The 14,001-nt window shown below is 61.1% G+C and carries 11 protein-coding genes; 9 read left to right on the top strand and 2 right to left on the bottom strand.

What is annotated here, in order from left to right; genetic code table 11:
- Positions 1-133: 133 nt before the first annotated feature.
- On the top strand, positions 134-2,392 hold the full coding sequence (locus NTD82_RS08495; RefSeq protein WP_262128438.1) for an EAL domain-containing protein: 2,259 nt from the start codon (positions 134-136) through the stop codon (positions 2,390-2,392).
- Here the strand turns inward: NTD82_RS08495 and NTD82_RS08490 are convergent.
- Complete coding sequence (locus NTD82_RS08490; RefSeq protein ID WP_262128437.1) at positions 2,292-3,182, bottom strand: NAD(P)-dependent oxidoreductase; 891 nt, start codon at positions 3,180-3,182, stop codon at positions 2,292-2,294. The genes NTD82_RS08495 and NTD82_RS08490 overlap by 101 nt on opposite strands.
- A gap of 196 nt (positions 3,183-3,378) precedes the next feature.
- On the opposite strand from NTD82_RS08490, the gene NTD82_RS08485 reads away from it, so the two are divergent.
- Positions 3,379-5,562, top strand: a complete 2,184-nt coding sequence (locus tag NTD82_RS08485) for a hypothetical protein (protein ID WP_262128436.1) — start codon at positions 3,379-3,381, stop codon at positions 5,560-5,562.
- 190 nt (positions 5,563-5,752) lie between these two features.
- Here the strand turns inward: NTD82_RS08485 and NTD82_RS08480 are convergent, their stop codons facing one another.
- On the bottom strand, positions 5,753-6,058 hold the full coding sequence (locus NTD82_RS08480) for a DUF2288 domain-containing protein (protein WP_262128454.1): 306 nt from the start codon (positions 6,056-6,058) through the stop codon (positions 5,753-5,755).
- Between the two features lie 369 nt (positions 6,059-6,427).
- On the opposite strand from NTD82_RS08480, the gene NTD82_RS08475 reads away from it, so the two are divergent.
- From NTD82_RS08475 to NTD82_RS08445, 7 genes are all read left to right on the top strand, one after another.
- Positions 6,428-7,555, top strand: coding sequence for a branched-chain amino acid ABC transporter substrate-binding protein (locus NTD82_RS08475; protein ID WP_095154946.1), 1,128 nt, complete (start codon positions 6,428-6,430; stop codon positions 7,553-7,555).
- Between the two features lie 228 nt (positions 7,556-7,783).
- On the top strand, positions 7,784-8,707 hold the full coding sequence (gene livH / locus NTD82_RS08470) for a high-affinity branched-chain amino acid ABC transporter permease LivH (protein ID WP_095154945.1): 924 nt from the start codon (positions 7,784-7,786) through the stop codon (positions 8,705-8,707).
- On the top strand, positions 8,704-9,960 hold the full coding sequence (locus NTD82_RS08465; protein ID WP_095154944.1) for a high-affinity branched-chain amino acid ABC transporter permease LivM: 1,257 nt from the start codon (positions 8,704-8,706) through the stop codon (positions 9,958-9,960). Before livH ends, NTD82_RS08465 begins: the two co-directional genes overlap by 4 nt.
- Positions 9,957-10,724, top strand: a complete 768-nt coding sequence (gene livG, locus NTD82_RS08460) for a high-affinity branched-chain amino acid ABC transporter ATP-binding protein LivG (RefSeq protein ID WP_095154943.1) — start codon at positions 9,957-9,959, stop codon at positions 10,722-10,724. The genes NTD82_RS08465 and livG overlap by 4 nt, the downstream gene beginning before the upstream one ends.
- A complete protein-coding gene (locus NTD82_RS08455) occupies positions 10,725-11,426 on the top strand; it encodes an ABC transporter ATP-binding protein (protein WP_095154942.1) in 702 nt (233 codons plus the stop codon).
- Positions 11,427-11,583: 157 nt separating this feature from the next.
- On the top strand, positions 11,584-12,258 hold the full coding sequence (locus NTD82_RS08450; protein ID WP_095154941.1) for a COG3650 family protein: 675 nt from the start codon (positions 11,584-11,586) through the stop codon (positions 12,256-12,258).
- Between the two features lie 105 nt (positions 12,259-12,363).
- A complete protein-coding gene (locus NTD82_RS08445; RefSeq protein ID WP_262128424.1) occupies positions 12,364-13,980 on the top strand; it encodes an NAD(P)/FAD-dependent oxidoreductase in 1,617 nt (538 codons plus the stop codon).
- The last annotated feature ends 21 nt before the right edge of the window (positions 13,981-14,001 follow it).

Here is a 14,001-nt window from a genome sequence, read left to right as displayed (position 1 = left end):
ATTGCCAATTCATTGAAATCAATCTGCCATTAATCCCGATGCCTCAGCGCGGTCTTTCTATACTCAGCAAAAGAAAAGAGTCTCCAGGCGGTGTGGGGACGAGTGCGAACTCGGCTGAACTGGGAGGCACGCTATGGAATGGCTGCACATGCTGCTTGCCGATCATCCGGCGGGCCATTTTGCTCTGGCTGTACGCCATAACCCCTACCTGATCCTGCTCGCCTATCTGGTGATGTGCGCGGGCAGCTTCGCCACCCTCGATATCATCGAACGCATCGGCGACAGCGAACACGCTGCAGCCCGACGACGCTGGAAGATACTGGGCGCCTGCTGCCTGGCCTGCAGCGTCTGGGCCATGCACTACATCGGTATGCTGGCTTTCGAAACGACGCTGGAAGTCCACTACGACATGTTCCTGACCGGCGTGTCGCTGCTGATCATGCTGTCCGCCGCCCTCTGCGCCATGAACATCCTCGGCCAGCCCCAGCCACGCACCCGCCATTACTGCCTCGCCGCGCTGTGCGTCGCAGCCGGGGTGGCGATCATGCACTACACCGGCATGGCCGCCATGCGCTCCAACGCCTTGCAGCACTACAACCCCGCACTGGTGCTGGTGTCGGTGATCGTCGCCCTGATCGCCGCGCTTCTGCCGCTATTGATGGCCCGCTACCTGCGTGGCGGCAACAGCTCCCGCCCGCAACTGTTCAAGTACAGCGCCGCCGTGGTCATGGCCGGGGGCATCATCGCCACCCATTACACCGGCATGTGCGCCCTGAGCCTGACCCTGCCCGACGGCACCAGCACGCAGATGGCCCTGAGCGACAACAGCCTGCAACTGAGCCTGACCATCGCCGTGATCACCCTGCTGATCAGCGGCAGTTGCATCAGTGCGGCGCTGTCGGACAAGAAGCTGCAAAGCAAGGAGCAGGACCTGCAGCGGGTCAACACCCTGCTGAGCCAGCTCGACCAGGCCAGGGTTTCGCTGCAACAGGCCGCGCACTACGACGCCCTGACCAACCTGATCAACCGCCGCGGCTTCAACCAGATTTTCGCCGAGCGCCTGGCCGAGCAGAGCCAGCTCGGCGGCATGCTCGGGGTGATGTTCCTCGACATCGACCATTTCAAACGCATCAACGACAGCCTCGGCCACGACGCCGGCGACCAGTTGCTCAAGGCCATCGCCAACCTGATCAAGGCCGCGACCCGTAACCAGGACGTGGTGGCGCGGCTCGGCGGCGACGAATTCTGCATCCTCTTCAACCTGAAAAGCCCGGATGAGGCCCGCGGCCTTGCCCAGCGCATCCTGCAGAAAGTCCGCGAGCCGATCGACCTGGCCGGGCGGCGCATGGTCATGACCACCAGCATCGGCATCAGCCTGTTCCCGGACGACGGCGGCAGTTGCGACGAGTTGCTCAAGCACGCCGACCTCGCGCTCTATCAATCCAAAGGCAGCGGGCGCAACAAGCTCAACTTCTTTAGCGACAACCTCAAGACCCGCGCCACCCTGGAGCTGCAACTGGAGGAAGAACTGCGCATCGCCCTGCTGGAAGAGCGCGGCCTGCGCATTCACTACCAGCCGATCTACGAACTGGCCAGTGGCCGGGTGACCAAGCTCGAAGCGCTGATTCGCTGGCAGCATCCGCAACATGGCCTGCTCAGCCCCGACCGTTTCATCGGCATCGCCGAAACCAATGGCTTGATCGCCGACCTGGACCTGTGGGTGATGCGCCGGGCATGCCTGGACCTCGCCGAGCTGAGCCAGCACGGCTTCGGTGATCTGAAAGTGACGGTCAACTGCTCCGCCTTGACCCTGGGCCGCGATGAGTTGGCCAATGAAGTCGAAGAAGCCCTGCTCGGTGCCGGTCTGCCGGCCTGGCGCCTGGAGCTGGAAGTGACGGAAAACGCCTTGATGGCCAATATCCACAGCACCATCGCCCTGCTGCGGCGCATCCGCGAGCAGGGCGTGTCGCTGTCTATCGATGACTTCGGCACCGGCTATTCATCGCTGGCCTATCTCAAGCGCCTGCCGCTGGACACGCTGAAGATCGACCGCTCGTTCATCCAGGACGTGCCGCGCTCACGGGCGGACAAGGACATCGTCCAGGCGATCATGGTCATGGCCCACACCCTGCACCTGAAGGTGATCACCGAGGGTGTGGAGACCGAGGAACAGTACGAGTTCCTCCGGCAACTGGAGTGCGATGCCATTCAGGGTTACCTGCTCAGCCGACCGGTGCCGCTGGAAGCGCTGCGCGATGTGCTCAACGAGCTCAACCATCGCGAAGAACGGCTTATGGCTTGCTGCGATACAGATCAATCAGCGTCGCGGGATCTTTTTCCAGATAGCCCTGAGCGCCATGCAGGCGCATCAACTGCGCGGCCAGTCCGCTGACCGGGGTCGCCGAGCCCTGCTCACGGGAGAATTTGACGGCGGTATCGAGATCCTTGAGCAAGGTCCGTACATGCCATTTCACCGGTTCGAAACGGCTTTCGGCCATTTGCGGCGCGAGGATCTGCAAGGGTTTCGAATCGGCGAAACCACCGGCCAGGGCTTCGGCGATCAGGCTCGCATCGACCCCGGACTGCTCGGCCAGGGCCACCACTTCAGCAATCACCAGCGCGTTGCAGGCCACGATCATCTGGTTGCAGGCCTTGGTCACTTGCCCCGCCCCTATCCCACCCATATGCGTCACCCGCTGACCCAGTGACAGCAAGGCCGGGCGCACCCGTGCCAGGTCGTCCGCCTCACCGCCAACCATGATCGCCAAAGTGCCGGCCTCAGCGCCCGGGGTGCCGCCGGATACCGGCGTATCCAGCCAGCTCATGCCGCTGGCGGCCTTTAGCCGCGCGGCCATTTCGCGGGTGGCGGTCGGTTCCAGGCTGGAGAAGTCCACCAGCAACTGTCCGGCCTTCGCCGTGCTGGCGATGCCCTCGGCACCGAACACCACGTCATGCACCACCGAAGTGTCCGCCAGGCACAGCATCACCACATCCGCCGCCTCGCACAGCTCGGCCGGCGTCGCCACTTGCCGGGCTCCGGCGGCCACCAACGGTGCGCATTTATCCGGCGAGCGGTTCCACACAGTCAGCGAAAAACCCGCAGCCAACAGGCGTCGGCACATGGGCAGGCCCATCAGACCGATACCGGCAAAGCCCAGGGACAACGGCATTGGATTGCTCATCTACAGCTCCAGACAATTAAAGAAGTTGACGACTTGGACGATTCAGAAGGGGTACGAGGGGAAAACCCCTAGGGTTTATAGGGTAAAACCTGATCGCGTACGCCAGAGACGCGCTGATACAGTCGCGAAACTTATCCAGGGATGGCTGAATGATATCGACTGTTTCACTGCCACCCTCCCAGGCAAACGGCGCAAAATGACCTCCAAGAATACTCCAGCCAACGTGATTTCCGAGCTGCTTGCAGCCACCGCGCCCTCCAATTACGGGGCCCGCAGCTATTACAACCAGCCCACCCTGACGCCACAGCAATACCTCTACTTCACAGAACCAGACACCCAGCGCATCCTCGACAACCTCGACGGCCTGCGCGATCTGGTGTTCCCGCCGAGCCTGCATGTCGAAGACGACAGCCAGTTGCGGCTGGACCAGCAATTCCCCTCGGTTTGTCTCATTGGCCTTGGCCGCTGCGGCTCGAACATCGCCCTGGATGTCGCCGAGCTGGTCTACAACGCCCGGACGTTCTACCTCAACGAATTCAACAACGACGAGCGCACCGGCACCGACCCGAGCTATAACCCGGCGCGCTGGATCCGCAACAACCTGCGCCTGGTCCAGGCCAAGAGCGCCAAGCCGGTGTTCCTGGTCGAACCGCTGGTCATGCTTGGCGATCTGGACAAGGACATCGCCGGACGCATCCGTTTCTCGCGCAAAGGCGAGAAAAGCGGCTTCCTGCGCGACTACAGCAAAATGAAGATCATGGACCTCTCCGAAGTCCATGCCGGCGGCGCCGGTAACGCGCCGATCCTCGGCCAGTACCTGGCGAAAATCATCCTCAACAAGGAAACCCACCGCTTCTCCAGCGCCGACTGGAAGCTGATCCATTCGTACCTGATCGATTCCTGCGGGATCAAGGCCAACCAGTCGCGGCTGTACTTCTACATTTTCAGCGCCGGCGGCGGTACCGGCTCGGGCATGGCCTCGGAGTTCGGCCTGGCCCAGCAGTTTTCGTACATGAACAAGACCTTCGACACCAAGCCGGCCGACGAGCAAGACGGCGAGTCCGGGCACTCGTTTGTCTTCGAGCCAATCTTCACCAGCGGCATCTGCGTGCTGCCGAACATTTCCGACCATCGCAGCGAAATGTCCGAGGCGCTGCACATCAACGCCGGTCGACTACTGTGCAAATACCTGTCGGAAGAATGGGACTTCTCGTACAACTTCGATAACGAAGACAGCAGCGAAGCCAGCGTCATGGGCCGCATTCGCCCATGGAACGCGATGATGCTGATCTCCAACGACATCATGCGCTACGCCGAAGAAAGCGATGACGGCAACATCCAGAACATCGACGTCAACGCGATGGAGAAGCACGCCAACCAGTACATCTCCCAGCAGATCTTCAACATCCTCACTGCCCAGGCGGTGACCACCGACTACGACCAGAACTACTTCCGTCGCGCCGGCATCGACATCGGCGAAACCATCCGCCTCGACGCCAACGACCTGTTCATGAGCCTGGCCGGCCCGGTGGCCATCGCCTACGCCGAATCGGTCGTGCCGGAAACCCCGACCCAGAGTTCCGAGAAAGGCTTCAAGGTGTTCGAGAAGGAACAGCCGCGACTCGACATCGACGACCTGTTCTTCCGCTCCATCGACCTGCCGCACTTCAACAAGGACACCCAGGCCATCGAAGGCATCAGCCTGCTGCCGATCGAGTCTAAACGCTATCGCGCGGCCCTGGAGCAGTACCGCAATTCAGGCTGCGACGCCGCAGCACTGCATGACCTGCACTTCTTCAAGAACTGCTCGTCGGTGGTGTCGATCGTTTCGCTGCCCAAGGACTACAAGCTGTCCTACATGGACCTGAACCGGCTCAAGACCCACCTCAACAGCCTGTTCCCCAACACCACCCTCAAGCGTTACGCGCTGGTGATCGGGGCTTCGGCCAACCTGTCGCTGACCACGCTGATCGCCAAGAGCCCGTGCCTGTCGGACGACTTCCTGACCCTGATCGTGGCGTTCATCAAGCGCTGCTTCGCCCGCGCACCTTATCGCTTCGACGAAACCCTGGATAACGCCATCCTCGACTTCATCACCCAGGAGGAATTCGAAGAGGAACGGATCGACGAATTGCTCAACGAATTCGAGAATCCGGCGAAGATCCTCGATACCAACTGGTACGCGATCAAACCGATGTACGAGAAGAAATATCGCGAGTTGATCAACGACAAGAGCAAGTTCGTCTCGATCAACGATATTCGCCTGTCGCGGGAGTGCGTGAAGAAAGCCGTGAAGTATCTGCGCGAGATCTATCGCCATCGGATCGGCAAGACCAAAGTCATTTCGCTCAATTACCACACCGGTAAAGTCGACTACTGAGTCGGTGGGAAAACAAAAACGGGGCGCCCATAAAGGCGCCCCGTTTTGTATTTGCCCTGTTTCAAGGCTGGTGACTGTTACCGCCCGCCTGTGATGCGGCAGGACTGTTACCAACGGTCACCTTGCCTGAACAGGCTCGCGCACCAAAATGGACTCGCTGTGCGTTTTCACGCACCAATTCAGCTCGCGATCAGGCGGATTTGCGTTCCTGAATCAGGATGAACGGCGAAACCACCACCGCCCATATCTCTGGATCGCGGCTCTGAAGGTCAAGGGCCTGCTCGGCGGTGACCGCGCCGACAGTGCCAGCATTGCGCCACAAGGCCACGCTTTCGGCACGATTCTCGGCCATTGCCTGTGCGACTTCGATCAGGTCGACGGCAGGCTCGACCCAAATCAGGTCACCCTTCGCCCAAAAACGCTCCAAGGCTTTCCACTCGATTACCGCCGTCTCACCGAGCAATTTGGCATAGAGGGTGCTTGGTTCATCTGTCATGGGTTCCACCAAAAATAATCCGGCTTGAGTAAAGCCCGGTATTTTTGCAGAAAAACCCAGTTTCAAATAAGTAATTGATCGACGGATACAGCAAAGCCAAGTGTTTCCGGGCAATACCGGAACAATAAAAGACGCTTTTTTGTAACTTTATGTCGATCAGGCGACACCCTCGGTTTTTGCCTCGGCGCGCCTGCTTTTCAAGCGAGGAAGCAGCGCTCTACACTGTACCGGTACAGTTGCCAGGGCATTCACCGGGGGCGATTCCGGAAGATCAGGCTCGCGGTACGGCGTAGCCGCACCGGGATCTGGTCAGGTCCTCTGCCTTGGCGCTTAGGACTATAAAAATTACAACAGAATGAGTGGAGCACTATGAGTAAGGCTACCAAGCAAATTTCCAAGTTGTTTGCCGCAATGGTTCTGGCCGGCGTCGCCAGCCATTCGTTTGCAGCCGATACCATCAAGATCGGCATCGCCGGCCCGAAAACCGGTCCGGTCACTCAATACGGTGACATGCAGTTCCTCGGTGCAAAACAGGCCATCAAAGACATCAACGCCAAGGGCGGCGTCGATGGCAAGATGCTCGAAGCCAAGGAGTACGACGACGCTTGCGACCCTAAACAAGCCGTGGCCGTTGCCAACAAAGTGGTCAACGATGGCGTCAAGTACGTGATCGGTCACCTCTGCTCCAGCTCCACCCAGCCAGCGTCCGACATCTATGAAGACGAAGGCGTGATCATGATTACCCCGGCTGCTACCAGCCCGGAAATCACCGCTCGTGGCTACAAGCTGATCTTCCGCACCATCGGTCTGGACAGCGCCCAAGGCCCGGCCGCCGGCAACTACATCGCCGATCACGTCAAGCCGAAAGTCGTCGCAGTCCTGCACGACAAGCAACAGTACGGTGAAGGCATCGCCACCGCGGTCAAGGAAACCCTGGAGAAGAAAGGCACCAAGGTTGCCGTCTTCGAAGGCCTGAACGCCGGTGACAAGGACTTCTCCTCGATCATCCAGAAGCTCAAGCAAAACAACGTCGACTTCGTCTACTACGGCGGCTACCACCCAGAGCTGGGCCTGATCCTGCGCCAAGCCCAGGAAAAAGGCCTGAAAGCCAAGTTCATGGGTCCGGAAGGCGTCGGCAACGACTCCATCTCGCAAATCGCCCAGAACGCTTCCGAAGGCCTGCTGGTGACCCTGCCGAAGTCCTTCGACACCGACCCTGCGAACAAGGCCATCTCCGACGCCATCAAGGCTGACGGCAAGGATCCAAGCGGTCCGTTCGTATTCCCGGCCTACTCCGCAGTCGAGCTGATCGCCGAAGGCATCAAGGCAGCCAAGAGCGAAGACACCGACAAGGTGGCAGCCGCCATCCACGCCGGCACCTTCAAGACTCCGACCGGCGACCTGTCGTACGACGCCAAGGGCGACCTGAAGGACTTCAAATTCGTGGTCTACGAATGGCATTTCGGCAAACCGAAAACCGAAGTTTCCCCTCAGTAACACTGTTTGATACATGACCGAAAAGCCCACTGTGCGAGCAGTGGGCTTTGTTTTACGAGGTTCATGGACCTGTTTCCCGCGATCCGGGATCGGGTTCACCTGAAAATCTTAAAACCGTCACCAGCGGTTCCCTGGCAGTTGCGCGCGTCGAAGTGGCTATAGACCACAAGGCCGTGCCGGGTACAAACCCACCAGAGAAATGCGTATCAGGTTTTTAGGAGCGCTGTAATGCCTGAGATCTATCACTTCTTCCAACAGCTTGTTAATGGCCTGACCATTGGCAGCACCTATGCCTTGATAGCCATTGGCTACACAATGGTTTACGGCATCATTGGAATGATCAACTTCGCCCATGGCGAGGTGTACATGATTGGTTCCTACGTGGCCTTCATCGTCCTTGCCGGACTGGCCATGATGGGTATCCACTCACTGCCGTTGCTGATGACCGCCGCGTTTGTCGCGACGATCCTCGTTACCAGTGCTTATGGCTACAGTATCGAACGGGTCGCCTACCGGCCGTTGCGTAACAGCAACCGCCTGATCCCGCTGATTTCCGCCATCGGCATGTCGATTTTCCTGCAGAACACCGTACTGCTTTCCCAGGATTCCAAGGACAAGTCCATTCCCAACCTGATCCCGGGGAGCATCTCCTTCGGCCCGGGCGGCGCGGAAGAAGTCCTGATTTCCTACATGCAGATCCTGGTCTTCGTGGTCACCCTGATCGCCATGACCGGCCTGACCCTGTTCATCTCCCGCTCCCGTCTGGGCCGGGCCTGCCGGGCCTGCGCCGAAGACATCAAGATGGCCAACCTGTTGGGTATCAACACCAACAACATCATCGCCCTGACCTTCGTCATCGGCGCCGCGCTGGCGGCCGTCGCGGCCGTATTGCTGAGCATGCAATACGGCGTGATCAACCCCAACGCCGGCTTCCTGGTGGGCCTGAAAGCCTTCACGGCGGCAGTCCTCGGCGGCATCGGCAGTATCCCGGGCGCCATGCTCGGTGGCCTGGTGCTGGGTGTGGCCGAAGCCTTCGGCGCTGACATCTTCGGCGACCAGTACAAGGACGTCGTGGCGTTCGGCCTGCTGGTTCTCGTTCTGTTGTTCCGGCCGACTGGCATCCTGGGCCGTCCGGAGGTTGAGAAAGTATGAACAGACATCTCAAATCGGCGTTTTTCAGCGCCCTGCTGGTCTGGGCCGTGGCATTCCCGGTACTGGGCCTGAAGCTCAGCATTGCCGGCATCAACCTCGAAGTGCATGGCCAGGGTCCCTTCACCCTGGGTGTCATCGCCCTGTGCTCGGTGCTGATGTTCCTGCGCGTGCTGTTCGACAAGCAATGGAGCGCGGCGATGAAGTCCCGTCGCGACGGTCCGTTGATCCCCGCCAATGTCAGCAACTACCTGACCCTGCCGAAGACCCAGCGCTACATCATCCTCGGCCTGATCGTGGTCGCCCTGGTCTGGCCGTTCTTCGGCTCGCGCGGCGCGGTCGACATCGCCACCCTGATCCTGATCTACGTCATGCTCGGCCTCGGCCTGAACATCGTGGTCGGCCTGGCGGGCCTGCTCGACCTGGGTTACGTCGGCTTCTACGCCGTCGGCGCCTACAGCTACGCGATGCTGTCGCACTACTTCGGCCTGAGCTTCTGGGTCTGCCTGCCGATCGCCGGCCTGATGGCTGCCACTTTCGGCTTCCTGCTGGGCTTCCCGGTGCTGCGCCTGCGCGGTGACTACCTGGCCATCGTGACCCTCGGCTTCGGTGAGATCATCCGCCTGTTCCTGCGTAACCTCACCGAGTGGACCGGCGGCCCCAACGGCATCAGCAACATCGAGAAACCAACCTTCTTCGGCCTGACGTTCGAACGCAAGGCCGCCGAAGGCATGCAGACCTTCCACGAGTTCTTCGGGCTGGAATACAACTCGATCAACAAGGTGATCTTCCTCTACCTGGTAGCGCTGCTGCTGGCGCTGGTGGCGCTGTTCGTCATCAACCGCCTGCTGCGCATGCCGATCGGCCGTGCCTGGGAAGCGCTGCGTGAAGACGAAATCGCCTGCCGTGCGCTGGGCCTGAATCCGACCGTGATCAAGCTGTCGGCCTTCACCCTGGGTGCCTGCTTCGCCGGTTTCGCCGGTAGCTTCTTCGCTGCCCGCCAAGGTCTGGTGACACCGGAATCCTTCACCTTCATCGAATCGGCGATCATCCTCGCCATCGTCGTGCTCGGTGGCATGGGCTCGCAACTGGGCGTGATTCTCGCGGCCATTGTGATGATCCTGCTGCCTGAGCTGATGCGCGACTTCAGCGAGTACCGCATGCTGATGTTCGGCGCCCTGATGGTATTGATGATGATCTGGCGTCCGCAGGGCCTGCTGCCTATGCAACGTCCTCATATGGAGCTGCGTCGATGAGCCGCGAAATTCTGAAAGTCAGCGGCCTGAGCATGCGCTTCGGCGGCTTGTTGGCGGTCAACGGCGTCGCCCTCACCGTCAAGGAAAAACAGGTGGTTGCCCTGATCGGCCCGAACGGCGCCGGCAAGACCACCGTGTTCAACTGCCTGACCGGCTTCTACAAGCCAAGCGGCGGCACCATCCTGCTCGATGGCCAGCCGATCCAGGGCCTGGCCGGCCACCAGATCGCCCGCAAGGGCGTGGTGCGGACCTTCCAGAACGTACGCCTGTTCAAGGAAATGACCGCGCTGGAAAACCTGCTGATCGCCCAGCACCGCCACCTCAACACCAACTTCTTCGCGGGCCTGTTCAAGACCCCGGCGTTCCGCCGCAGCGAGAAGGAAGCGATGGAGCGGGCCCAGTACTGGCTGGACAAGGTCAACCTGACCGAGTTTGCCAACCGCACCGCCGGCACCCTGGCCTATGGTCAGCAGCGCCGCCTGGAAATCGCCCGCTGCATGATGACCCAACCGCGGATCATCATGCTCGACGAGCCTGCGGCCGGCCTCAACCCGAAGGAAACCGACGACCTCAAGGCACTGATCGGCTACCTGCGCGAGTCCCACAACGTCACCGTGCTGCTGATCGAGCACGACATGAAACTGGTCATGAGCATTTCCGACCATATCGTCGTGATCAACCAGGGCACTCCGCTGGCCGACGGCACGCCGGAGCAAATCCGTGACAACCCTGATGTGATCAAAGCCTACCTGGGGGAAGCGTAAATGCTGCAGTTCGAAAACGTTTCCACCTTCTACGGCAAGATCCAGGCGCTGCACGACGTCAACGTGGAAATCCGCCAGGGCGAGATCGTCACCCTGATCGGGGCCAACGGCGCCGGCAAGTCGACCCTGCTGATGACCCTTTGCGGTTCGCCGCAAGCCCACAGCGGCAGCATCCGTTACCTGGGTGAAGAACTGGTCGGCCAGAGTTCCTCGCACATCATGCGCAAGAGCATTGCCGTAGTGCCGGAAGGCCGTCGGGTGTTCTCGCGACTGACCGTCGAGGAAAACCTGGCAATGGGCGGTTTCTTCACCGACAAGGGCGACTACCAGGCGCAGATGGACAAGGTCCTGCAACTGTTCCCGCGCCTCAAGGAGCGCTTCAGCCAGCGTGGCGGCACCATGTCCGGCGGCGAGCAGCAGATGCTGGCCATCGGCCGTGCGCTGATGAGCAAGCCCAAGCTGCTGTTGCTCGACGAACCGTCGCTGGGCCTGGCGCCGATCATCATCCAGCAGATCTTCGACATCATCGAACAACTGCGCCGTGATGGCGTGACGGTGTTTCTGGTGGAGCAGAACGCCAACCAGGCGCTGAAGATCGCTGACCGCGCCTATGTGCTGGAAAACGGCCGGGTGGTGATGCAGGGCACGGGTGAAGCGCTGTTGACCGATCCGAAGGTTCGCGACGCTTACCTGGGCGGTTGATCCACAAGGCCCCATCGCTGCGGTTCGGCGCTCCGCCGAGCCGCAGTGATGGCCTTCCAGCTACTCGCGCATTTTCTGATTCAACTTCACTTGTGATCCCACGCCTCCCTGCGTACCGTTGAAAACTTTTCTGGTCGAGATCCCGGAGTTTTCCTCGATGCGTATCGCTCATTCCCTGTTGGTCGCCGCCCTGCTGCCGCTGTTCGCCGGTTGCCAGTTGCTGGCCGACCAGCCGGAACCCGTCTCCACCGCCGGCATGACCCGCCTGCAAGGTGAACTCAGCGCCGCCAATGGCCAGTTGCTGTTCAAGCCCTGCACCGAAAGCCGCCGCTTCGTCATCAAGGACACCGGCAACACCAGCCTGTTGCAGGAGGCCGTAGCCCTGGCCAACACGCCCGGAGCACTGTTCGCCGATATCCGCGGCACCCTCGCCGGCAGCCAGAACGCCGGTGCCGACGGGCAGTTCAACGTGCACCAGGTCTACCGTGTCGAACACGCCGCCAACGCCTGCAGCGACCCGAACTTCAAACGCCTGACCCTGCGCGCCTTCGGCCACGAGCCGGACTGGAACCTGAACATCAGCGGCAAGGGCATGGTCCTCGACCGTCCGGGCCAGCCGCCCTTGGCGCTGCCGTACCTGGAAGAGCAACTGCCGGAAGGCCGCATCAACCTGAGCACCGAGGCCAACGGCCAGAAGATCGACCTGTGGCTCGCCCCACAACGTTGCGTCGACAGCGCCACCGGCGGCATCAGCCACCTCAGTGCGCAATTGCGCCTGGACGGCAAGACCCTGAACGGCTGCGCCTACTACGGCGGCTCGCGCAACGACTGACAGCCGGCGCGCATTCAACCTGAGTGCTCGCGCGGTGAAACCTTTATACTCGGCGGTTTGTGTAAAGCCGCCGGCCCCTCCATGGCCGGGATACTGGACCCTGTCATGCTACGAATTACCGAACTGAAGCTGCCGCTGGATCACCCCGACGAAGCCCTGCGCGACGCTATCGTGCAACGCCTGGGCATCAGCGACGACCAGTTGCTGGACTTCACCATCTTCAAGCGCAGCTACGATGCGCGGAAGAAGAACACCGAACTGCTGTTCATCTACGCCATCGACCTGAATGTCCGTGATGAAGCGGCCGTACTGAGCAAGTTCGCCGACGATCACAACATCGGCATCGCTCCCGACGTCACCTACAAACCCGTGGGACCAGCCCCCGAGGGTGGCCTTGTCGAGCGTCCGATCGTGGTCGGTTTCGGCCCCTGCGGTATTTTCGCCGGCCTGATCCTGGCCCAGGCCGGGCTGCGCCCGATCATCCTCGAGCGCGGCAAGGAAGTCCGTCAGCGCACCAAGGACACCTGGGGCCTGTGGCGTAAAAGCGAGCTCAATCCGGAGTCCAACGTCCAGTTTGGCGAGGGCGGCGCCGGCACGTTCTCCGACGGCAAGCTGTACAGCCAGATCAAGGACCCGAAACACTACGGCCGCAAGGTCCTGCACGAGTTCGTCAAGGCCGGTGCGCCGGACGAGATTCTCTACGTCAACAAGCCGCACATCGGCACCTTCCGCCTGACCGGCATGGTCGAGAACATCCGCGAGGAAATCGGTGCGCTGGGCGGCGAAGTGCGCTTCGAACACAAGGTCACCGACCTGGTGATGGACGACGGTCAACTGACCGGCGTGGTACTGCAGAACGGCGAAACACTGCATTCGCGCCATGTGGTCCTGGCCCTCGGCCACAGCGCCCGCGACACTTTCCGCATGCTGCACAGCCGCGGCGTGTACATGGAAGCCAAGCCGTTCTCCATCGGTTTCCGCATCGAGCACCCGCAATCGCTGATCGACCAGGCTCGCCTGGGCAAATACGCCGGTCACCCGAAACTCGGCGCCGCCGATTACAAGCTGGTGTACCACGCCAAGAACGGCCGCTCGGTCTACAGCTTCTGCATGTGCCCGGGTGGCACCGTGGTTGCTGCTACCAGCGAACCGGGCCGGGTGGTCACCAACGGCATGAGCCAGTACTCGCGCAACGAACGTAACGCCAACTCGGGCATCGTCGTCGGCATCACCCCCGAGCAGGATTACCCGGGCGGCCCGCTGGCAGGCATCGAGTTGCAGGAACGCCTGGAGTCCCTCGCCTACGTGCTGGGTGGCAGCAACTACCAGGCGCCGGCGCAACTCGTCGGCGATTTCGTCGCCGGTCGTCCGTCCAAGGCCTTGGGCAGCGTCGAACCTTCCTACAAGCCGGGCATCAACCTTGGCGATCTGGCCCCGAGCCTGCCGGACTTCGCCATCGAAGCCATCCGCGAGGCCCTGCCGGCCTTCGACCGCCAGATCAAAGGCTACAACCTGCCGGATGCGGTACTGACCGGCATCGAAACGCGCACCTCGTCGCCGCTGCGGATTACCCGCGACGAGACGCTGCAAAGCCTGAATCTGAAAGGGCTGTTCCCGGCCGGTGAAGGCGCAGGTTATGCCGGCGGGATTCTCTCCGCCGGTGTCGACGGGATCCGCATCGCCGAGGCCGTGACCCGCAGCATGCTGGGTCTGACCGAGTAATCACGCCTGACGCGACGGTTC

Source organism: Pseudomonas sp. 5P_5.1_Bac1, from assembly GCF_025466015.1.
Taxonomy (GTDB): Bacteria; Pseudomonadota; Gammaproteobacteria; order Pseudomonadales; family Pseudomonadaceae; genus Aquipseudomonas.
This window is presented reverse-complemented; position numbering and strand designations above follow the sequence as displayed.

Excerpts from the sequence above, each read along its gene's own strand:
- NTD82_RS08495 (WP_262128438.1), top strand. The coding sequence starts at position 134 with ATGGAATGGCTGCACATGCTGCTTGCCGATCATCCGGCGGGCCATTTT.
- NTD82_RS08490 (WP_262128437.1), bottom strand. The coding sequence starts at position 3,182 with ATGAGCAATCCAATGCCGTTGTCCCTGGGCTTTGCCGGTATCGGTCTG.
- NTD82_RS08485 (WP_262128436.1), top strand. The coding sequence starts at position 3,379 with ATGACCTCCAAGAATACTCCAGCCAACGTGATTTCCGAGCTGCTTGCA.
- NTD82_RS08480 (WP_262128454.1), bottom strand. The coding sequence starts at position 6,058 with ATGACAGATGAACCAAGCACCCTCTATGCCAAATTGCTCGGTGAGACG.
- NTD82_RS08475 (WP_095154946.1), top strand. The coding sequence starts at position 6,428 with ATGAGTAAGGCTACCAAGCAAATTTCCAAGTTGTTTGCCGCAATGGTT.
- livH (WP_095154945.1), top strand. The coding sequence starts at position 7,784 with ATGCCTGAGATCTATCACTTCTTCCAACAGCTTGTTAATGGCCTGACC.
- NTD82_RS08465 (WP_095154944.1), top strand. The coding sequence starts at position 8,704 with ATGAACAGACATCTCAAATCGGCGTTTTTCAGCGCCCTGCTGGTCTGG.
- livG (WP_095154943.1), top strand. The coding sequence starts at position 9,957 with ATGAGCCGCGAAATTCTGAAAGTCAGCGGCCTGAGCATGCGCTTCGGC.
- NTD82_RS08455 (WP_095154942.1), top strand. The coding sequence starts at position 10,725 with ATGCTGCAGTTCGAAAACGTTTCCACCTTCTACGGCAAGATCCAGGCG.
- NTD82_RS08450 (WP_095154941.1), top strand. The coding sequence starts at position 11,584 with ATGCGTATCGCTCATTCCCTGTTGGTCGCCGCCCTGCTGCCGCTGTTC.
- NTD82_RS08445 (WP_262128424.1), top strand. The coding sequence starts at position 12,364 with ATGCTACGAATTACCGAACTGAAGCTGCCGCTGGATCACCCCGACGAA.